Source organism: Pseudomonas sp. KT_2_4 (assembly GCF_041410225.1).
Lineage (GTDB): Bacteria > Pseudomonadota > Gammaproteobacteria > Pseudomonadales > Pseudomonadaceae > Aquipseudomonas > Aquipseudomonas paracarnis.
The window spans coordinates 975,010-995,533 of the sequence record NZ_CP166962.1 but is presented as its reverse complement, the minus strand read 5'-3'; the positions used below and the strand labels follow the sequence as shown (position 1 = coordinate 995,533).

Here is a 20,524-nt window from a genome sequence, read left to right as displayed (position 1 = left end):
GTGGCCGGGCTTCTGGCCCCGCGAGCGCTTCAGGTGTCCGGATTGGATGAACGCTTGGCCTCAGGGGTTGCGGCAAATAACCGATCGGCGATTTGCCGGCCCCGTTCCAAGCCTTCCTGCGTCAGCCAAATGGACTTGTTTTTGTTCACCGGATTACTGATAAAACCTTGCTCGTGAAGCCGGTTCATTATTTGAAAGTCGTGGCCTTTCCATGAGTTGCCGTTATCAAAGCTGAAGGTGGTCAGCAGGGCAAGTACGACTTCCTCAATCAGTTTTTCGTCGTATTCCATAATGGGTACTCCGCTTGGATTACACAGACCCTGTCGAGCCTCGGGGCCTTGCGGTTCAAGAATGCATGCAGTCACGTACTTGAGCGATTGCAAAAGCTTTTTTAGCCGACTTGCCGACACCTATCAATAACCCTCAAGTTTTTAACAAAGGTTTACACCGGTCACTGCGTCTATTCGGTATGTTTTTCAGTGACTTGCACAACTTGGTAGAACGTCGATGCAGTTCCTTGAACACCCACTGGACCCGCAGCTCATCAACATCCGCCGGCTGTTTCCAAGCCCATTGGCCAGCATTCAGTTTCCCGACGCGAAAAGGCTGAATACTGAGCTCAAGGCCCAGATTGCCCAGCGCATGGCAGACGACGTTTACGGCACGCAGCGCAGCAATGCCGGAGGTTGGCAGTCGGCCGGTGATTTTGCGCAGTGGGGCGGGGAGGCCTGTGAAGCCCTGGTGAGGTTTGCCACGCAGTTCGCCACCCAAATGACCGTCGTGCACAGCGAGCAATATGGGTTCATCGAGCCCGGCTTCGAGTGGAAGGTGAACGCCTGGGTCAACGTGAATGAGGCGGGCCACAGCAATGCGCTTCACGGCCACCCTGGTGCGTTTTGGTCCGGTGTTTATTGGGTCGATGCCGGTGGCCGCGAGGATGACCCGGCGGTGGGCGGCGACCTGGAGTTCCTGGACCCGCGCGGCATGGTGGCTTCGACCTACAACCCGGCCCTGCGCATGCGAGTAGAAGACTGCCTGACTGCTGGGTTCAGCAGCACCTGCGCCGCCGCCACGGGCACATTCGTGATGTTTCCGTCGTGGTTGATGCATTCGGTACGCCGCTTTGAAGGCACACGGCCGCGAATCTCCATTGCCTTCAATTTTGGTGCCTGAACGCTCAAGTCAGCGATGCAACACTCCACACCGCTAACTCATACCCATCCGGATCGGTGAAGTGGAACCGGCTGCCACCGGGAAACGAAAACGTCTGGCGGGTTATCACCGCACCCAGCTGTTGAAGCCGCTGCTGCACACTGTCCAAGTTATCTGCGTACTTTTCATTCACCGATAGGGCCTTTGTGATTAGGCAATATCTCTGGACACTGCATCCAGCCAAGGTGTGCTTATCTTTGTCGAGGGTCACTCTAGAATGGCGGCGTACTTCTCCCAATTAAAGGAATGTTGTCATGCCTAATCATTCAATCAACGGCAAGGTTGCACTGATCGCGGGTGGTGCGAAGAACCTCGGAGGGTTGATCGCCCGCGATCTGGCCAAGCATGGCGCCAAGGCTGTGGTCGTGCACTACAACAGCGCCTCCAGCCAGGCTGACGCGAACACAACCGTTGCCGCAATCGAGGCGCTAGGCGCGAAGGCTGTCGCTTTGCAAGCGGACTTGACCACGGCGGGGGCGATGGAAAAACTCTTCAATGATGCCGTCGCGGCAGTTGGCAGGCCGGACATCGCGATCAATACCGTGGGCAAGGTGCTGAAAAAGCCAATGGCTGAAATCACGGAGGCGGAGTACGACGAGATGATGGCCGTCAATTCCAAGACTGCGTTCTTTTTTATCAAGGAAGCCGGCAAGCACCTCAATGACAATGGCAAGATCTGCACTATCGTCACTTCATTGCTGGGCGCTTTCACCCCCTTCTACGCGGCGTATGCCGGCAGCAAGGCGCCGGTAGAGCAATTCACGCGGGCGGCGGCGAAGGAGCTGGGCGTTCGGGGGATTTCGGTCACGGCAGTAGGGCCGGGTCCCATGGACACGCCGTTCTTCTACCCGGCCGAAGGTGAGGATGCGGTCAGTTACCACAAGACGGCTGCCGCGCTGTCGCCGTTCTCGCGCACGGGCCTGACAGATATCGAGGATGTGGTCCCGTTCATCCGTAACCTGGTCAGTGACGGGTGGTGGGTGACGGGCCAGACAATTTTGATCAATGGCGGCTACACCACCAAGTAAACGGTTAACGCGCTGGCGCAGACGTGGTGAGCGCCGATCGATCCGTGCCCCCCGAGCATTGAGAGTCCATGGATAGAATCGAACAGTACCGCGTCTTCGTTCAGGTCGCAGAGCTTGGCAGTTTTATACAAGCGGCACGGCTGATGAGGCTGCCACGCGCGAGCGTGTCGGCCGCCATTCAACAGCTGGAGGCCAATGCCGGCACTCGACTGCTGCACCGGACAACCCGCAAGGTCTCCCTGACCGCCGATGGCACCCAGTTACTGCTGAAGGCGCGCCAGGTCTTGCTGGACATCGATGATATCGACCAACTGTTTAACCGCCATCAGGAACAGGTCATGGGCCGTCTGGAAGTGGACGTGCCCAGCCGCATAGCGCGGCGCCTGGTGATGCCTGCGTTGGCCGAGTTTCTCCACCGCTACCCTGGGCTCCAACTCGGCCTGGGCTCCACCGATCGCGCCATTGATTTGGTACAGGAAGGCGTTGACTGTGTCATTCGTTTTGGCACCCCGCAGAACAGCAGCCTGGTGGTGAAACCTTTGGGTAAGGTGTTGCTGGTCAATTGCGCGAGCCCCGCCTACTTGGCGGAATTCGGGGTGCCCACACAGCCTGGCGATTTGCAAAATCGGCATGTCTGTATCGGCTACAGCACGAGCGCAGGCGGTCAGGAAACGGCGTGGGAATATTGCGTCGATGGCACCGCGCAGGCTGTCATGATGCCGAGCCGCGTGGTGGTCAACAATGCCGAAAGCTATATTGCAGGATGCTGTGCAGGGCTTGGCTTGATTCAGGTGCCGTTGTTCGATGTTCAGCATTTATTGGACAGCGGCGAATTGGTTGAGGTGATGACGGCCTATCGGCCGGCCCCCATGTGCGTTTCAGCCCTGTACCCGACTCGCCGCCAACGCTCTCGTCGCCTTGGCGCGTTCATCGATTGGTTTGCCGCTTTGATGGCTCCGCATCTGGAACCTTGATGCACTCCAGCGGTATATCCACCTATTCTCTTTGACTCGCCGTGTTTCGGATTGGGTTCAAGGATGAAACCTGCGCCCCAACGCATCCAGCCGCACCGCGATCGGTGGCAGGCGTTCGCTGCTGCGGGCGAGTGTCTCGACGTCGTCGGCGGTGTTCTGGGCGATGCTTTGCACCGACTGCAAGCGCTCGACGATCTCCAGGTTGGCCGAGGTCTGCTCGCGGGTGGTGGTGACGATGTGGCCGTTGAGTTGGTCGATGTGCGCGATGTCCTCGCCCACCGCCCGTAGCATGTCCACCGCCTCTTGGCTGTCTGCCACGCAGCGCTCTACGCCTTCGCGGCTGGCGTGCATGGCTTCGACGGCTTGGCGGCTGCCGTGTTGCAGGCCCTCGATGATGCTCTTGATTTCCTGGGTGGAGAGGGCGGTGCGCTGGGCCAGGCTGCGCACTTCATCGGCAACCACGGCAAAGCCACGACCTTGCTCGCCGGCGCGGGCGGCCTCGATGGCGGCGTTGAGGGCCAGCAGGTTGGTCTGGTTGGCGATGCTGCTGATCACGTCCAGCACCGAGCCGATTTGCTCTGCCTGCACCGCCAGGGATTCCACGGTCGACTCCGTGCCGTTGATACGCGAAGCCAGTTGGCTGATTTCATGCTGGGCGCGGCCGACGCTTTCCTGGCCGCGCACAATCTGCTGGCTGGCCTGGCCTGCATGTTCCACTGCCTGTTCGACCTGCACCGTAATGTGGCCCATGGCGTCTTCCATGCGCTGCATCGAGCCGGTCATTTCGCCGATCTGCGCCAGTTGATGCCGTGCGCCTTTTTCCAAGGTGCCGCTGGCGCTGGCCAGTTCCTGGCCGAGCTGGCCCAGGCCATGGGAGTCGCGAGCGACGCCGTCGATCAGGTGGGTGAGTTGCTGCAGGAAGTGGTCGAACCGCTTGGCGAGGGATACGTGGGCCTTGCCTTCACCTTGGGCGGTTTCCACGGTGAACTGCGAGGTGACGGCGAGCATTTTCTCAAGCATTTCCTGGCTCTCCACCGCTTCGGCCTGGCTATGAACGGCCAGGTAGAGCAGGGCAACGGTCTCCATCGCCACATAGAAGGCGTGAACGAACACCATGGTCCAGCCGCCGTGATGCTCCATCACAAACACCGGGAAGCCCTGGTGTTGCAAGGCATGGAACACCACGTGATGCACCGCGATGGTCAGTGCCGCCACCAGGATCGGCAGCCAGTCACGGTAGAAGGTCAGCACCGCCAACAGCGCGAAAATACCGAAGTGGGATTCGATCACCCCGTGCGCCTGGTTGATGTGCAACGCCGCCATCACCATCAAGCCGGCGCCCAGTGCACAGCGCATCACCCGGGTGCCGCCAATGACGCGATACAGCGCCGTGAGCACCACGCCGGTGCCGCCACCAACGATCACGGCCTGCATGAGGGTGTCGTGCCAGAACGCCAGGCCGAGGGAGAACAGGCACATCAGCCAGATCAATGCCAGCATGATGCGGTCGGCCTTGCGATAGTGCTCTAGAAAACGGACGGGCATTCACTCTTACTCCATGAGAGGGGGGCGTCGAGGTCAAGCAAGCACGCGGTGTGCCACACAGGCGCGCCGCTGTGGAGTGAAGCAGATGTTCAAGATTGTTGCCGGTTACCCACGCGTTATCGGCACGCGGGCGCGGGACTTTAAGAGCGGCCGCCCGAGCGGGCAGCCGAGGTGGGCATGAGGCTCAGAAACTGTACTTGGCAGTCAACATCATATTGCGGGGGCTGCCATAGGAGTCGCCACCATAGTCCACATCGTTGGAGATGGACTGGTAGTAGTGGCGATCAAAGATGTTGTTGGCGTTGAGCTGCAAGTCCAGGTGTTGATTGACCCGGTAACCCGCCATCAAGTCGGTGACGGCGTAGCCGCCTTGCTGGAGCCGGTAGTTGCTGCCATCCGCTAGCGTGATGTCGTTGTACATGCGGCTCTGCCAGGAGATATTGCCGCCGACGCGGAGTTTTTCCAGCGGGCCCTGGAAGTTGTAGCGTGTAGTCACTTTGAACAGATGTTCCGGGATGTCGGTATCGAACTGTTTGTTGACCTTCTGCGGGTTGGCGTCGTCCTTGATGGTGTGGGTGCGCGCATAGGTATAGCCGCCGCCGACCTGCCAGTTTTCGGTCAAGGCGCCTTGCAGTTCGAAGTCGATACCCTGGCTGCGGATTTCGCCCGAGGCCTCTGCACAGGACGCCTGCGGGCAGTTGGGCACCACCACGGCCACGGCGCGGTTTTCCTGGTCGACACGGAACAGCGCTACGCTGGCATTCAACGTGCCACCGAAGTATTCGCCTTTGACGCCCACCTCATAATTTTTACCGACGATGGGTTTGAGCGGAGTGCCGGCTGTGCTCTTGTCTTTTTGCGGCGTGAAGATGTCGCTGTAACTCACATAAACCGAATGCTGGTCGTCCAGATCGTAGATCAGGCCGGCGTAGCGGGTGAGGTTGCGGGTGACCTTGTAGTCGCCAGCGGCATCACGGTTGTCGTAGTCGTACCAGTCCAGGCGAGCGCCGAGGATCAGCTTCAGCGGGTCGGCCAGGCTCAGGCGGCTGGTCAGGTAGAAACCGTCCTGGGTGGTGACTTCGCGAACGTTGTTGGTGCGGGTGAAGTTCGGTTTGCCCGCATTGATCGGCCAGTTGAGGTCGTACGGGCTGTAGTTGTGGGTGGTCATATCGTAGATGCGCTTGCTGGCGCCCACCACCAGTTCATGGGTGCGGCCGAACGCCTCGAAGGGGCCGCTGGCAAAGGCGTCGAGCCCGGCCTGGTTTTCATCGTAGGTGGCCTGGTACACCGTGCGGGCCAGGGTGTCGTTGGTCCAGCGCGATTGGTAGGAGCCGGAGAACAAGGCGTTCTGTTCGGCGTAGTTGGCGTTGACCTGCAGGCTCCAGTCGTTGGCCAGGCGCTGGCGCAGCTCGGCGAAAACGGTGTTGATTTCCTGGTCCTTGTTTTCCCAGTCGGTGCCTGGGTTGTAAGAGCGCGACAGGCCCAGGTGGCGTCCATCCAGGCCGACCATCGAAGCGCCCCAGAAGTAGTTGGTCTTGTCCTTCTGGTTCGAGTAACCGAGGGTCAGGGTGGTGTCTTCGCTCAGGTCGGCTTCGGTGACGGCATAGAAAAGGCCATGATCCTGCTCGGCCTTGTCGATAAAACTGTTGGCATCGCGGTAAGAGGTGACGACACGGCCACGCCAGGTGCCACTGTCATTGAGTGGGCTGGAGGCGTCGAACTCGCCACGGTAGTCGTCCCAGCTGCCGACGGCGCCGGTGAGCGTGACTTTCTGCTCATCCAGTGGCCGCTTGCGGATCAGGTTGATGGCGGCCGAAGGGTTGCCTGCGCCGGTCACCAGGCCGGTAGCGCCGCGCACCACTTCGACGCGGTCGAACATCGCCAGGTTCGGCTGGGCGCCTACCGACGCACCGTTGTAGCCGCTGGGAATACCGTCATACATGAGGTTGTCGATATCGAAACCGCGTGCGGTAAAGCCTTGTCGCCCAGGGCCGTTGGAGTAATTGAGGAACAGCCCCGGCGTGGCGTTGACCACGTCGTTGATGCTGGTCATGGCCTGGTCATCCATGCGCTGGCGCGTGATCACGGTGACGGCCTGCGGGGTTTCGCGCAGGGTCAGCGGCAGTTTGGTCGCGGTCTTCATCGAGCCGGTGGTGTACGACTCGCTGCCTTCGGTGGTTGCGCCAAGCTGTTGGCCCGAAACCTCGGTAGCGCCCAGCTCGATGGTGGCCGGTGCGTCGGCGGCAATGGCCGCATTGGAGGTTGCTAAAGCGATAGTGATTGCCATCAGACTGGGTGTAAAAACGTTGCCGCCGCGTTGTTGCACAAACATGAAAGTAGGGCTCCCCAAGTGCCTTCCGTGGCGAATAGTAAATCTGTTGATAATTATTCGCATCAGTTTGGCAGATTGAGTCTGTAGGGAAAAGCCCAACGTTTGTAGGAGCGCGATTGCTCGTGAAAGACGCGCAGGCGCCGCGTTAATTCAGTAAGCCCGCGTTATCGTTGAGGTTTTTCGCGAGCAAGCTCGCTCCTACAGGGTAGTGTTCAGGTGAACAGGATTTCGTAGGGTTCGCGCATGCGCTCCAGCAATATCTGCGCGAGCATCGGTGGTAAGCCGATCTGCGGGTCACCCACCAATTGGCTGGCGTAGGCGTGGGCGGCGTGCAGCTTGCGCGCGACGGTCCAGGTATCCAGGCGGACCTTGCGTGCACGCTGCCAGGGCATTACCGCGCTTTCCCGGGCCGGCCAATGCCAAGCCCAGATCGGCAGTTCATACAGTTGGGCACCTACCAGGCTGCACGCCCTGGCACTCGCGCGGCCGACGGCATCGTGGTCGTCATTGCCGTCGTTGCGCCAGGTCGTAAACACCACGTCGCCGGGTTGCAGGTAGCGCGCGATGAATTGGCTCATCGGCGATTCACGGGCGGCCAGGGCGTCGTCACAAAACCCGCCACGAATCCATTTCAGGCTGTGCAAGGGCATGCCCAGTCGACGCAGGGCCTCGGCGCTTTCCTGGGGGCGCACCACGCTCAAACGGCTGGCCGGCCATACTTGAGAGCCGGGATGGCTGGCGCTGCCGTCGGTGATGGAGATCAATTGCAGCGGATGCTCGTGGGTGCTGAGCAGTTGCAGCAAACCGCCGCACGCCAGCACTTCATCGCCAGGATGGGGTGCGATTACCACGACGCGAGCGCCGGGCGGTACCAGGGTGTTCAGGGAGATGATGGGGGTTTGCGCCAACTGCGGCGCAGTGTTCCAGATTTGCGCGGGGCCGCGACGGCCTTCGCTTAAGGAGGCAGGCTTCATGGGGTGTCACATCCTTGTCGGTTGATACCGGGTCGTGCTCCGTTGACGGAACGACGCTCTTGTCTTCACCGCAGGCTCCGCTGAGGTGAGTGCGTGGCATGCCAATACTGAAATGCTGTGCGAGGCGTTAGGAGCATAGACAGGCATGGGTATCTGCACAACTTTGATGCGATGTTTGCTGGGCTGACGTCATCGCAGGCAAGCCAGCTCCCACAGAGGGTCTATGTTGCCCACAGAATCTGCGCCTGGCATGGATCCCTGCGGGAGCTGGCTTGCCTGCGATTTTGTTTTTACCCAGCCCGCATCAAGCTCTTCAAGTAATCACCGAACCCACCCTCAGCCCGGCAATCCAGTCGCGCACTGGTCACCACTTGCGGTGCATGGCTCCAGGCAATGGATGCACCGCAACGCTCCAATTCACGTACCAGTTGTACATCCTCGTGGCATTCCAGCGGTTCAAACCCACCGGCCTCTACGTAGGCGCGGGCACTCACGCCCAGGTTGGCACCGTGGATATGCCGATGCCCGTCGCGGGCCTGGTAGGCCTGCTGATAGCGAATCTGCGCGGCCGGGTCGAAGCCTTCGCTCCAGGCGTCCACGGTGACTGTGCCGCACACCGCGTCGCAACCTTGGGCCAGTTGGGCCACCAACCAGTCAGGGGCGACACGGCTGTCGGCGTCGGTGCAGGAAATCCACCGCGCGCCTTGCTCCAGCAAGTACCCTGCACCCACGCCGCGGGCGTGCCCGACGTTGCGGGCCTGCACGTGCAGGCAATGCACCTCGTGGGCCTGGGCAATCGCCGCGCTGGCATCGCTGCAACTGTCGAGTACTACCAGAATCTGTACCGCTTCACCCAGCAAGCCCGGGTGGTTGGCGGCGATCCGCGCAGCTCTCAGGCAATCATCCAATAGGGCTTCTTCGTTATGTGCCGGGATCAGAATACCGATCATCGTAAACCCTCGTGGCGAGCGACCGAGGTGCCATCGAGGCTCCACAGGTTGAGCAGGAAATCCGGGTCATGGTACTGCACCAATGGTGCTACACCCAGACGCTGTTGGAGCACGGCGTGCACCTGTTCGGCGGTTTGCGGGCAACCGTCAATGGGCACTCGCCAATGACAGGCCAGAATTTGCCCGTCAGCGGTCAAGGCGGCGAGGGCGCAATCGATCAGACGATTAAAATCATCGACATCAAGGTAATAACAAAGCTCACTCAATACGATCAGTTCGAATTGCCCGCCGGGCCATTGTTCTGGCAGGCGACGCTGCTCCACGCGGGCATGAGGAAAATGCTCCAGCCGCGCCTGTGTCAGACGCACCGCAGCGGTGGCGGTGTCGCAACACAGCAGGCGGTCGCAACGCGGCGCGAGCTCGGCACTCAGTTCGCCGTTGGCACAACCCGGCTCGAATATCGACACATAGCGCAGCCGCGTCAGCACGGCCAAGGTCAGGGCGCGCTTGCGTTGTTCGTACCAGCGCTGACGAAAAGCCCAAGGGTCGTCATTGTCGGCAAACAACTGGTCGAAGTAGGGGGTTGCCACACTCATACGAATACCATCTCAAAAGGTTGCAGCAAGCGCTCCACCACATAGGGCGCCAGCACCGGTGGCAGGCCGATTTGCGGGTCGCCCTCCAATTGGCTGGCAAAGGCGTGGATCGCATGGCGTTTGCGCGCCACTTGCTCGGCGGTCAGCGGGATCTTGCGCGCCCGATGCCAGGGCACCTTGTGGTCTTCGGCAGTGGCCCAGTGCCAGGTCCATACCGGCAGTTCACACAACACTGCGCCGACGGCCTTGGCTGCCTTGGCGCTGGCGCGGCCCACGGCTTCATGATCGCAATGGCCATCCTCGCACCACGTGGCGAACACCACATCGTTAGGCTTGAGGTGGCGCTCGATAAATTCGCAGAGCTGGGTTTCGCGCTCGGCCACATGGCTGTCGGCAAACCCGCCGCGCAGCCATTTCAAACTGTGCAGCGGCAAGCCAAGGCGATGCAGGGCCTGGGCTGATTCCTGCGGGCGCACTACGCTCAGGCGCTCCACGGGCCAGCGCCGGGAGCCAGGGTGGCTGGCGCTGCCGTCGGTGACGGAGATCAACTGGATGGGGCGATCCAGCGCAGCCAACCCTTGCAGCAAGCCGCCGCTGCCCAGCACTTCATCATCCGGGTGCGGGGCGACGATCACCGCTCGATGCCCTGGGGGCACTAACTGCGCCACGCTGATGTGGGGCAACTCGGCCAGCCGTTCAGAGTTTTGCCAGTGGCTCAACGGCGTGCCCTGGCCAACAATCGGATTGGGCTTCATAGCGCCCATCTCCCTGTAGGCTCGCCAGCGACTTTTTCGCCCAGGGCGGCCAAGTCGCGTTCGGCGTGGCTTTGCCGCACATACACCGGCAAATCCGCCATTAACTGGGCAAAGTGCGGGTCCTTGCAATACGGCCCGGCGCCGACCGCACGGCCCACATGCTGGATCACTTGCTCTACCGTATCTTCGATACACGCGCGCGTCTGTTGCGCCAGTTGCCGCGCATCGGCGCGTGGCTGGCGGTCGATCTGCGCGGCGCTGGCGCGTAACACGCAGGCGGCGCTGTTCAGGGCGCTGTCGACCGCGCCGAGGTGGGCCAGCGCATGGGGCTCCGAACGCGTGGCACACTGGGCGCGCAGCACTTCACCCAGGCGTTGCGCCGCGCCGTACCAGCACGCGGCGATGCCGATGCCGCCGTGCCAGAAGCCCGGGCGAGACAGGTAGTCGCCCGGGCCACCCACGGCAATCCCCCTGGCGGCGCTGAACAGGATGTCGACACTACCGGTCGCCGCCATGCCCACCGCCTTCCAACCCTCATCCGTCACCGTGATGCCCGGTTGATCCATCGCCACGGCCACCAACTGCTGGCGGTCCTCTTCGTCCCAGGCCGTCAGCAAACCATGGCTGACCACCGCCGCACCGGAACACCAGGCCTTGCGCCCCTCGACGAGCAGCCGCTGGCCGTCGCGACGCACGCGCACCTTGGCAGTCGGCGGCTCGGCCGCCCACATGCCCCAGGTGCTGCCCAGCGGCGGCAAGGGGCTGTCGAGTTCTGCAATGATCGCCAGGGCATCGGTATGGCCTTCGAACAACTTGCACAGGCGCAAGTCATGCCCGGCCACCTGGGCCAGTTGGCTCAAGCGGGACAGGGTCTGGCCGCTGCCCGGCAACGGCAGTTGATCAAGGCCTTCCTCTTGAAGGGCCCTCAGGGCATTACCCAGGGCTTGCGTGTCGGCATAGCCTCGGTAGCCCTGAAGGAAACCGTGCAACGCCATTTCACACCTCGCCTTCGTGCTGCAGTTCAAACAGCAGCAGCGAGCGAGCGGTGACCGCGTACTCATGCTCGAAATCAAAGCGTTCCTGGCCACGCACAGCCGGGTCGTTGGTGTCGAGCAGGCATGTCCAGAACTCGCCCTCCGGCACCGGCGGCAGGCGGAAATTGACCTGATCGTGATGGGCGTTGACCACCAGCAGCAGCGTGGCGTCGGCCCCGGCACGACGAATCCCGGTTTCCTGGGCGCGGCCATCCATCAGCATGCCCAGGCAGCGGCCCTGGCTGTCTTCCCATTGCTCGGTGGTCATTTCGTTGCCATCCGGCGCGAGCCAGGTGACGTCCTTCACGCCGATGTCTTCGTTGTAGTCGCCCACCAGGAAACGCCCGCGCCGCAGGATCGGGTAGGCCAGGCGCAGCTTGATCAGGCGCTTGACGAACTTGAGCAGGGCCTTGCCGTCATCGTCCAGGTCCCAGTTGACCCAGCCGATCTCGCTGTCCTGGCAATAGGCATTGTTGTTGCCGTGTTGAGTGCGAGCGAACTCGTCCCCGGCGACGATCATTGGCGTGCCTTGGGCGAGCAGCAAAGTGGCGAAGAAGTTGCGCATCTGGCGCAGGCGCAGCGCGTTGATCTCCGGGTCGTCGGTAGGGCCTTCGACACCGTGGTTCCAGGACAGGTTGTTATTGCTGCCGTCCTGGTTGTTTTCGTCGTTGGCCTCATTGTGTTTGTCGTTGTACGACACCAGGTCGTGCAGGGTGAAGCCGTCGTGGGCGGTGATGAAGTTCACCGAGCTGTATGGCCTGCGCCCGCGGTGGTTGAACATCTCGCCCGAGGCAGTCATGCGCCCGGCGAAATCGGCGAGTTGGCCATCGTCGCCTTTCCAGAACGCACGCACGGTGTCGCGGAAGCGGTCGTTCCATTCCACCCAGCCTGGTGGGAAGTTGCCCACCTGGTAGCCACCGGGGCCGCAGTCCCAGGGTTCGGCGATGAGTTTCAACTGGCGCAGCACCGGGTCCTGGCGGCAAGCCACGAGGAAACTGTGGCGCTCATCGAACCCGTCGCGGTAGCGACCGAGGATGGTCGCCAGGTCGAAGCGGAAGCCGTCCACGTGCATCTCGGTGGCCCAGTAGCGCAGGGAGTCGGTGACCATTTGCAGCACGCACGGGTGGCTCAGATCCAGGGTATTGCCGGTGCCGGAATCGTTGATGTAGAAACGCTTGTCGTCGGGCATCAGCCGGTAGTAGGAGGCGTTGTCGATGCCGCGCATCGACAGGGTCGGGCCGCGCTCGTTGCCTTCGGCGGTGTGGTTGTAAACCACGTCCAGAATCACTTCCAGCTTCTGCTCATGCAGGTGCGCGACCATCTCCTTGAACTCGGCGATCTTGCCGCTGGCCAGGTAGCGCGGGTCAGGGGCGAAGAACGCAATGCTGTTATAGCCCCAATAGTTGGTCATGCCTTTTTCCAGCAGATGCTGGTCGTTGACGAAGGCGTGCACGGGCAACAGCTCGACCGAGGAAATGCCCAACTGACGGATATGCTTGAGCACGTCATCTTCCATCAAACCGGCGCAGGTCCCCCGCACCGACTCGCCGACCGAAGGATGACGCATGCTGATGCCGCGCAGGTGGGTTTCGTAGATGATCGTGCGGTCCCACGGCACTCGTACCGGTTGGTCGTTGCCCCAGGTGTGCGCCGGGTCGATGACCTTGCACTTGGGCACGAAGGGCGCACTGTCGCGTTCATCGAAACTGAGGTCGTCGTCCGGGTGGCCGATGGTGTAGCCAAACAGCGCTTCGGACCATTTGAGTTCGCCCACCAGTTGCTTGGCGTAGGGGTCGATCAACAGCTTGTTGTGGTTGAAGCGATGACCATTGGCCGGGTCATAGGGGCCGTATACGCGATAACCGTAAATCAGCCCGGGGTGAGCATCGGGCAGGTAGCCATGAAAGATTTCGTCGGTGTATTCGGGCAGTTCGATGCGTTCCAGCTCAACCTCGCCGGTATCGTCAAACAGGCACAGCTCCACCTTGGTGGCGTTGGCGGAAAACAGCGCAAAATTCACACCCAGGCCATCCCAGGTGGCGCCGAGGGGGAAGGGCAAACCTTCACGGATCCGCGACGGCTCATGAACCGGCGTCGCTGTGGTGTTGTCGGGTTTGCTCATCGAGTTGCTCCTGCAAGGGGTCTTTTTTCGGGCCGAACGCCGCCGTGCTGACGGTGCTTCAGCGCATGGCTTGGACGGAAAAGGGCCTGCAGCGCGTAATGCGTGCTGCAGGCCCGGGAAATCATGGGGCGGGCGGTTTGGGCTTCTTCGGGGCGGCGGGTTTCTTCGCCGCAGGTTTGGCGGCGGCAGGCGCAGCAGGTTTGGGCTTTGCCGCAGCCTTGGGCGCGGTTTTCGGCTTGGCGGCCGGTTTAGGCTTGCTCGGCGTCAGCGCCTCGGCTTCCGCCAGCTTGCGCGCCATCTCCCAGTGGCGATCATGGGCGCCATCAGGCTGGCCTTCAGACTCCCAGATCTGATGCGCCAGTTCGCGAATGCGTTTGTCTTCTTTACTCATCACAAACTCCTCACAGAAAATTTTCAGCTTTCTTGATTATCAGGATTGATAAAGACATTGACCGGGAGATCCCCCAGGGCAGCGCTGATCAACAGCTCCTTGTTGGGTGTGACTACGCCCGTTTGAAAAAGTCCCTTCCAGTTTTGTGCAGGGGCGGCGAACGGTAATTTCACCCGCGTATCGCCCCAAACCTGGGCATTGATCTGGGGAAACATCCCGTTTTCAAGCAGCGGATAAGACCAGCGCGGCACCACCACCAGCAACTGCCTGCCCTGATGTTCACGGTAGAACGCAACCACCCGTTCCGCGTGCTGGCCCAGCACTTCCAGCGGTGTATAGCTGCCATGGCGCAGCAGCTCGGGGCAGGCTTTACGCAGGCCCAGTACCTGGGCGATCACTGCCTGTTTGATACGCCCGTCGCGCCAGTTGAACAACAGTTCGCCGATGTCCGGTGGTGCCTGCAATGCACGTTGCCGCGCAGCGAAGTCCACCGGGCGACGGTTGTCCGGGTCGACCAGGCTGAAGTCCCAGAACTCATCGCCCTGGTAAATATCCGGCACACCCGGCACGGTCAGATGAAGCAAGGTTTGCGCCAGCCCATTCAGGGCGCCGGCGGGGGCGATGGCCTGCGCAGCGCTGTCCAACGCACTGCGCAGCGGCGCACCGGCCTCACTGAGCAGCAGGCGCTTGAGGAACGCTTCCACCGCCTGTTCGTAAGCCTCGTTGGGCGCGCTCCAACTGCTCTGCAACTTGGCCTCGCGCAGGGCTTTTTGCTGCCACTGCCACAGGCGTTGCTGGTACGCCTCCAGATCGGGGTTGGGCTCCAGCGGCCAACTGCCCAGCAGCACCTGATAGAGAACCAGCTCATCACCCGCCGAGGGGCTCTCGGCGCTCTCGCGCAAAGGCTCGGCCAGGCGGCGCCAGTGCTCGACCTGTTCGGCATACCAGGAGGCGCACTCGCTGAGTACCGCCAGGCGCGCACGGGTGTCTTCGCCGCGTTTGTGGTCGTGGGTGGCAGTGGCCAGCAGGTTGCCGGGGAAGGTCTTCAGGCGTTGTTGATTGGCCGCATGGAAATCTGCCAACGGCGCACTGAATTGCTCGGTACTGAAACCCACATCGTTGCGCGACAACAACACCGCCGAACGATAGAAGGCGGTGTCTTCCACAGCCTTGGCGGCGGCGGGCGAGGTCAGTTGCTGGAAGCGCACGCAGGCATGCTTGAGCATCTTGCGCGCCCGGCCTACCGGGCGATTGCGCCAGGGCTGACCACCCAACCATTGTTCCAGATGGTCGAGCACCGGCCAGTCGCCTTCGTTGAGGGTACTGCGTGCACCCTCCATGGCCTGCTGGAACACCTTGTCGTCGGCCGCACTGCGGCCCTTGGCGCTGATATAGGTGCGGTACACCGGGAAATGCACAATCAGTTCCTGCAGGGCCCGGCGGATGGCGCCCAGGGTCAGGTCGCGGGTCATCACGTCATCGCGGGCCACTTGCAGCAGGGCCTGGGCCACGCTTTCGAAGTCGCCGCCCAACGAACCATTGAGGATCTGCTGGCGCGCCAGCCGCGCTTCTTCGCTGAAGGCTGAAGGCCGTTCGCTGTGACGCGTCCACATCTCGGCCAGCGGTGCAAAACCTTCGGGATGGTGTTGCAGCAAGGCCAACTGGTTCATGAACTCGTAGCCGGTAGTGCCGTCCACCTGCCAGTCTTCACGCAAAGTTTCGCCTTCGCCAAGGATCTTTTCGACGAAGATCGGCAAGTGGCGCTCGGGTGACAGCGCGTCCACACGCCGACGCAATTTGCGGCAATAGCCACGCGGGTCAGCCAGGCCGTCGATATGGTCGATGCGCAGCCCGTCGACCAGCCCAGCGCTGATCAGCTCGAAAATCTTGCCATGGGTGGCTTCGAACACCGCCGCGCGTTCGACCCGCAGGCCGCCCAATTCATTGACGTCGAAGAAGCGCCGCCAGTTGATGTCGTCCGCGGCGGTGCGCCAACTGGCCAGGCGATAAGTCTGTTGTTCCAGCAGGTGATGCAGGCGCTCGAAGCCCTCGGGCTGGCGACTGTCGAATGCGGCCAGGCGTTGTTCAATAGCGGGTAGCAGCTCGCTGGCGCGTTCGGCCAAGGCTTGTTTGAGCGTGGTGGCTTCGGCGTAGGCGTCGTGCTGATAGGCGAGGGCGGCGAAACGTTCGGCCAGCGGTTTGAGTAACTCATCGTTGCCCAGGATCAGGCCGTAGTCCCTGGGGCAAATCGGAAAACGGTGTTCGTAATGCTCGACGTAGAAACTCCCCTGGGCGGCATCGAACTTGAGCGGGAGCGTGCCGTTTTGCAAGGCTTCGCCGTAATCGCTGCCGAGGAAGGGCATCAGCAACTGGCCCTTGAGCAGCGGGTCGGGGGAGTGCCACTGGATGTCGAAAAACTCGCTGTAGGGGCTCAGGCGGCCCCACTCCAGCAGGTCGAGCCACCAAGGGTTATCCGCGCCGCCCACGGCCATATGGTTGGAGACGATATCGAGGATCAAGCCCATGTCGTGCTCACGCAGCGCGCTGACCAGGCGACGCAACGCCGCTTCGCCACCCAGCTCTGGGTTGACGCGGGTCGGGTCTACCACATCGTAGCCGTGCATGGAGCCTGCGCGGGCGCTTAACAGTGGTGAAGCATACAGGTGGCTGATACCCAGTTGGGCAAAGTACGGCACCAGTGGCACCGCGTCATCGAGGGTAAAACCTTTATGAAATTGCAGGCGCTGGGTGGCGCGCAGGGGCAGTGCGTTCATCGGTCACGCTCATAGGCTTGGTTGCGCGCCACGGCCAGCAGTTCGAGGCGACGCGCGGCGCTGTCATTGTCGAGCAGGCTGGCGGCTTCGCCGGGCAAGCGGCGGCGCCAATTGGGGTGGGTGTCGAGGGTGCCCGGCAGGTTGGCTTGCTCCTCGATGCCCAAAGCATCTTCCAGGGGCAACAACACCAGGGGCGCGCGGGTATGGCCCAGGTAGCGCACGCTGGCGTCGATCATATGGTCGGTGTCGTTGCGGATCTCATCGATGAAGTTCTGCGGGTCCTGGCTCAAGGCTTGGCGCAGTGCCTGGCGTTCGCGCAGGCGGTGTTCGCTCCATTGGTCCACGGTGGGCGCATCGATCAGGCCCAGCTGGATATTCCATTCGATATCGCGGCTGTGCCACCAGCCATTGAGGGTCGGCAAGTCGTGGGTACTGGTGGTGGCCAAGGCGTTGTCGGGCCAATCGAGGATGGGCTTGAACTGGCCGTCATGGTTCTGTTCGAACAGCAGCACACGCATACCCAGGATCGAGCGGGCGCTGAGCTTTTCGCGCAGGCCCTCAGGCACGGTGCCCAGGTCTTCACCGAGGACGATGGCCTGGTGGCGGTGCGATTCCAAGGCGAGCAAACGCAGCAGGTCGTCCACCGGGTAATACAAATAGGCGCCTTCGCGGGGTGATGCACCCAGGGGGATCACCCACAGGCGTTGCAGGCCCATCACATGGTCGATGCGCAAGCCGCCGGCATGGGCGAAGTTGGCCCGCAGCATTTCGATAAAGGCGCGAAAGCCATTGCGCTTGAGGCCCTCTGGGGAAAAGGCAGAGATCCCCCAACCTTGGCCTGCGCGGTTGAGAATGTCCGGTGGCGCGCCCACGGTCAGGTCGGCCAGCAGTTCGTCTTGACGGCTCCAGGCCTGGCTACCGCCGCCATCGGCACCCACCGCTAGGTCGGCGATCAGGCCGATGCCCATGCCGCTGCCACGGGCGGCTTGTTGCGCGCGCTCAAGGCTACGGGCGATCAGCCATTGGGTGAAGGCGAAATAGCCGATTTCGTCGCGGTTTTCCTCGGCGAACTGCGCCAGGGCCGGACTTTGCGGCGTGCGCCAGGCTTCGGGCCATTGGCGCCAGTCCAGGTCCTCACCGGCGGCAGCACGCTGGGCCTGTATGGCTTCGAAGCGGCAGTGGTTTTCCAGGGCTTCGCCGCCGGTCTGGCGGAAGCTTTGGAAGTCGGCATGCTGGGGATGCGCGCCGTGGCGGAAGTCTTCATACAGTGTGCGCAGCAGGCGTTGCTTGGCCTTGGCGGCGGCCGGCCAGTCGATCAGCGGGAGCTGTTCCAGGGCATGCAACTCGTCAGCCAACCCGGCAGCTTCGATGGCGTTGCGCACCTCACGTTCACCGAGGATGCACGCCGGCGAAGCATACAGGCTGGTGAGAAACAGGCGGCTGGAGGGTGAATAAGGGCTGAAACGCTCGGTGTCGGCGCTGAACATCGCGTGCATCGGGCTGATCGCCACAGCGTCGGCGCCGCGCTCGGCGGCGGAACGCACCAGGTGCTCCAGAGCCAGGGTGTCGCCAAAACCGCCATCGCCGAGGCGGCGCAAGGCATAGAGTTGGGCGCTGAGGCCCCAGGCGCGAGCGGGTTGGCTGTCGACCGCGTCGGCCACGCTGTAGCAGTGGCTGGGAGCGACGGCCAGGGTGAAGGTTTGCCCGTCGATATGCACCTGGTGGTAGCCCAGGGCGATCACGCCGGGCAGCACAGCCTCGCCATCCAGGCGCAGCTCCAGGGTTTCGCCGATTTCCAGGCTGACGCGACACGGGGTATCGGGGGCGAAATAACGCGCCAGGTCCAGGCCCGCACCACTGTCGGTGGTCATCAACGGCGGCAGGTGGGTGTCTTGCTGCGCCTGCTCAAGTTGCTGCAGGCTGGCGTCGATCTCGGCATCGCTGTCGGCCGGGTGCCCAAGGCCTTTGAGCACAGCGCGCAGGGCGTCAGGCTTTACATGCTGCGGGCGACCGTTGGCATCGATCCAATCGACGGCCAGGCCTGCGCGGCTGGCGAGAATTTCCAGGTTCGCTTCGCTCAAAGAATGTCTCCAACAGGGGATAAGCAAACGCGTGCGCTCAAGGGCGGTAAGTGCGCACCTTGCTGGGCAGGCGTTTGGAAAATAATCGGGTGGGGTGCCGGATGATCCAGGGGCTGTTCACTCAGGTTCAGGTCGATCTGCAGCACACGGCCGTTGCCCAGACGCCAGCGCGCGGTGACGGCATGGTCAGCCAGCACCTGCGCGCCCAGGGCCACCGTGCCGGGCAAGTGCGGCACCACGTGTGTGTGACGCAGGCTCAGCAGGTGACGGTAGAGCTGGGTGTGGTCGTTCTCGACGAAGGAGGGCACCGACTGTAAAAAGGTTTGCAGCGCGTTGGGGTCGGGGATGCGCTGGCGTTGCTCGGGGTCGTGAAACGCCGCGAAGTCGGCAAATTCATTGCGCCGCCCCTCACGCACCGCCTCGGCCAGTTCGCCATGATGGTCGGTAAAAAACAGGAAGGGCTCGGCGGCATTTACTTCGTCGCCCATGAACAGCATCGGGATCATGGGGCACAGCAGCAGCAGGGCGGTCGCGGCTTTCAGGGCCTGGGGCGAACACAACTGGTGCAGGCGTTCGCCCAGAGCGCGGTTGCCAACCTGGTCGTGGTTCTGCAGGAATGCGACGAAGGCGCTGGGGGGCAGTTCCGCACTGGGTTCGCCCCGTGCATGACCATGGCGTGTCGTTTCGCCCTGGTAGATGAACCCCTCGGCCAGGCAGCGCGCCAGCTTGGCGGTGGGCTGCTCGGCAAAATCGCTGTAGTAAGCGTCGGTTTCACCGGTGAGCAGTACGTGCAGCACATTATGAAAGTCGTCATTCCATTGGGCGTCGAAATCGTGCTGCAACAGGCTGGCCTGGTTCAGTTCGTTTTCCAGCATCAGCCACACGTGGCGTCCGCCGTCCACCTGCTGGCGTACCCGTTGTGCCAGTTCCTGTAGAAACCCGGGGTTGTCAATGGCGTGCACGGCATCCAGGCGCAGGCCGTCGAAGCGGTATTCGAGCAGCCACATCAGGGCGTTATCGAGGAAGAAATCCCGCACTTCACGGCGCTCGAAATCAATACCAGCGCCCCAGGGGGTGTGCACGTCCTCCTGGAAGAACCCCTGGGCGTACTGGCCCAGGTAATTGCCGTCGGGGCCGAAGTGGTTGTAGACCACATCGAGGATCACGGCCAAACCGTGGCCGTGGGCACTGTCGATCAGTTGCTTGAGTTGCTCGGGAGTGCCGTAGGTGGCGTGGGGCGCATAGGGCAGCACGCCGTCATAGCCCCAATTGCGTTCGCCGGGAAATTGCGCCAAAGGCATCAATTCAATTGCGGTGACGCCTAGTTCGGCCAGGCGGGGCAGGTGTTTCTCGACGGCAGCGTAGCCGCCCATGGCGCCGACGTGGAGTTCGTAGATCACCGCCGTGTGCCACGGGCGACCCTGCCACTGGCTGTGGCGCCATTCATAGGCGAGGGGGTCGACTACTCGGCTCCACCCATGCACATCCAGCGCCTGGGCCCTGGAAGCGGGGTCGGGCACCGTGTTTTCGCCATCGATATTAAAGCGGTAAAGCGTGCCGGCAGGGCACGCGACTTCGACTTCGAACCAACCACCGGCCTGGGGAAGCATGACGATGGTTTTACCCTGTTCCAATTCAACGCTGACATAAAATGCGTCTGGCGCCCATAACGCAAAGCGCGTGCGGTGCGCGTCCAGCATGATTGCGCCGTGGGGCCAGGTTTCCAGAGTCCGTAACGGCATCTATTAAGACCTCC

The 20,524-nt window shown here is 62.1% G+C and carries 16 protein-coding genes and 1 pseudogene; 3 read left to right on the top strand and 14 right to left on the bottom strand.

All coding sequences use genetic code 11. The annotated features are described in order from the left end of the window. Positions 1–29: 29 nt before the first annotated feature. Positions 30–290, bottom strand: a complete 261-nt coding sequence (locus tag AB9N64_RS04495) for a DUF6429 family protein (protein ID WP_014718621.1) — start codon at positions 288–290, stop codon at positions 30–32. 217 nt (positions 291–507) lie between these two features. Between AB9N64_RS04495 and AB9N64_RS04490 the strand changes: the two genes are divergently transcribed. Next, a complete protein-coding gene (locus AB9N64_RS04490) occupies positions 508–1,173 on the top strand; it encodes a TIGR02466 family protein (protein WP_032902435.1) in 666 nt (221 codons plus the stop codon). A 4-nt stretch (positions 1,174–1,177) separates the two neighbouring features. Here the strand turns inward: AB9N64_RS04490 and AB9N64_RS04485 are convergent. Then, positions 1,178–1,333, bottom strand: a pseudogene (locus AB9N64_RS04485) (VOC family protein); the annotation flags it as partial. 133 nt (positions 1,334–1,466) lie between these two features. Here AB9N64_RS04485 and AB9N64_RS04480 point away from each other — a divergent pair. Then, complete coding sequence (locus AB9N64_RS04480) at positions 1,467–2,240, top strand: SDR family oxidoreductase (RefSeq protein ID WP_038450297.1); 774 nt, start codon at positions 1,467–1,469, stop codon at positions 2,238–2,240. A 68-nt stretch (positions 2,241–2,308) separates the two neighbouring features. Beyond that, positions 2,309–3,214, top strand: coding sequence for a LysR family transcriptional regulator (locus tag AB9N64_RS04475; protein WP_060767730.1), 906 nt, complete (start codon positions 2,309–2,311; stop codon positions 3,212–3,214). Positions 3,215–3,271: 57 nt separating this feature from the next. Here the strand turns inward: AB9N64_RS04475 and AB9N64_RS04470 are convergent, their stop codons facing one another. From AB9N64_RS04470 to treZ, 12 genes are all read right to left on the bottom strand, one after another. Next, a complete protein-coding gene (locus AB9N64_RS04470) occupies positions 3,272–3,964 on the bottom strand; it encodes a methyl-accepting chemotaxis protein (RefSeq protein WP_256200705.1) in 693 nt (230 codons plus the stop codon). A gap of 979 nt (positions 3,965–4,943) precedes the next feature. After that, positions 4,944–7,091 carry a TonB-dependent siderophore receptor gene (locus tag AB9N64_RS04465; protein WP_371359999.1) on the bottom strand — a complete coding sequence of 716 codons (2,148 nt, stop codon included), beginning with the start codon at positions 7,089–7,091 and terminating at the stop codon, positions 4,944–4,946. Positions 7,092–7,303: 212 nt separating this feature from the next. Then, positions 7,304–8,065 (bottom strand): PIG-L deacetylase family protein, encoded by a 762-nt coding sequence (locus AB9N64_RS04460; protein ID WP_014718615.1) that lies wholly within the window; start codon positions 8,063–8,065, stop codon positions 7,304–7,306. A gap of 290 nt (positions 8,066–8,355) precedes the next feature. Next, positions 8,356–9,015 (bottom strand): glycosyltransferase family 2 protein, encoded by a 660-nt coding sequence (locus tag AB9N64_RS04455; protein WP_020302308.1) that lies wholly within the window; start codon positions 9,013–9,015, stop codon positions 8,356–8,358. Further along, positions 9,012–9,611 carry an SAM-dependent methyltransferase gene (locus AB9N64_RS04450; RefSeq protein WP_201914902.1) on the bottom strand — a complete coding sequence of 200 codons (600 nt, stop codon included), beginning with the start codon at positions 9,609–9,611 and terminating at the stop codon, positions 9,012–9,014. The genes AB9N64_RS04455 and AB9N64_RS04450 overlap by 4 nt, the downstream gene beginning before the upstream one ends. After that, positions 9,608–10,366, bottom strand: coding sequence for a PIG-L deacetylase family protein (locus AB9N64_RS04445; protein WP_371359998.1), 759 nt, complete (start codon positions 10,364–10,366; stop codon positions 9,608–9,610). Before AB9N64_RS04445 ends, AB9N64_RS04450 begins: the two co-directional genes overlap by 4 nt. Continuing rightward, positions 10,363–11,361 carry an acyl-CoA dehydrogenase family protein gene (locus AB9N64_RS04440; protein ID WP_058409923.1) on the bottom strand — a complete coding sequence of 333 codons (999 nt, stop codon included), beginning with the start codon at positions 11,359–11,361 and terminating at the stop codon, positions 10,363–10,365. The genes AB9N64_RS04445 and AB9N64_RS04440 overlap by 4 nt, the downstream gene beginning before the upstream one ends. A 1-nt stretch (position 11,362) precedes the next feature. Then, on the bottom strand, positions 11,363–13,522 hold the full coding sequence (glgX, locus tag AB9N64_RS04435; protein WP_014718610.1) for a glycogen debranching protein GlgX: 2,160 nt from the start codon (positions 13,520–13,522) through the stop codon (positions 11,363–11,365). A 121-nt stretch (positions 13,523–13,643) separates the two neighbouring features. Next, on the bottom strand, positions 13,644–13,913 hold the full coding sequence (locus tag AB9N64_RS04430) for a DUF2934 domain-containing protein (protein ID WP_282399040.1): 270 nt from the start codon (positions 13,911–13,913) through the stop codon (positions 13,644–13,646). A gap of 23 nt (positions 13,914–13,936) precedes the next feature. Beyond that, positions 13,937–16,687, bottom strand: coding sequence for a malto-oligosyltrehalose synthase (locus AB9N64_RS04425; RefSeq protein WP_371359997.1), 2,751 nt, complete (start codon positions 16,685–16,687; stop codon positions 13,937–13,939). Beyond that, positions 16,684–18,768 (bottom strand): 4-alpha-glucanotransferase, encoded by a 2,085-nt coding sequence (malQ, locus tag AB9N64_RS04420; protein WP_371359996.1) that lies wholly within the window; start codon positions 18,766–18,768, stop codon positions 16,684–16,686. Before malQ ends, AB9N64_RS04425 begins: the two co-directional genes overlap by 4 nt. Then, positions 18,765–20,510 (bottom strand): malto-oligosyltrehalose trehalohydrolase, encoded by a 1,746-nt coding sequence (gene treZ / locus AB9N64_RS04415; RefSeq protein ID WP_200599724.1) that lies wholly within the window; start codon positions 20,508–20,510, stop codon positions 18,765–18,767. Before treZ ends, malQ begins: the two co-directional genes overlap by 4 nt. Positions 20,511–20,524 lie beyond the last annotated feature (14 nt).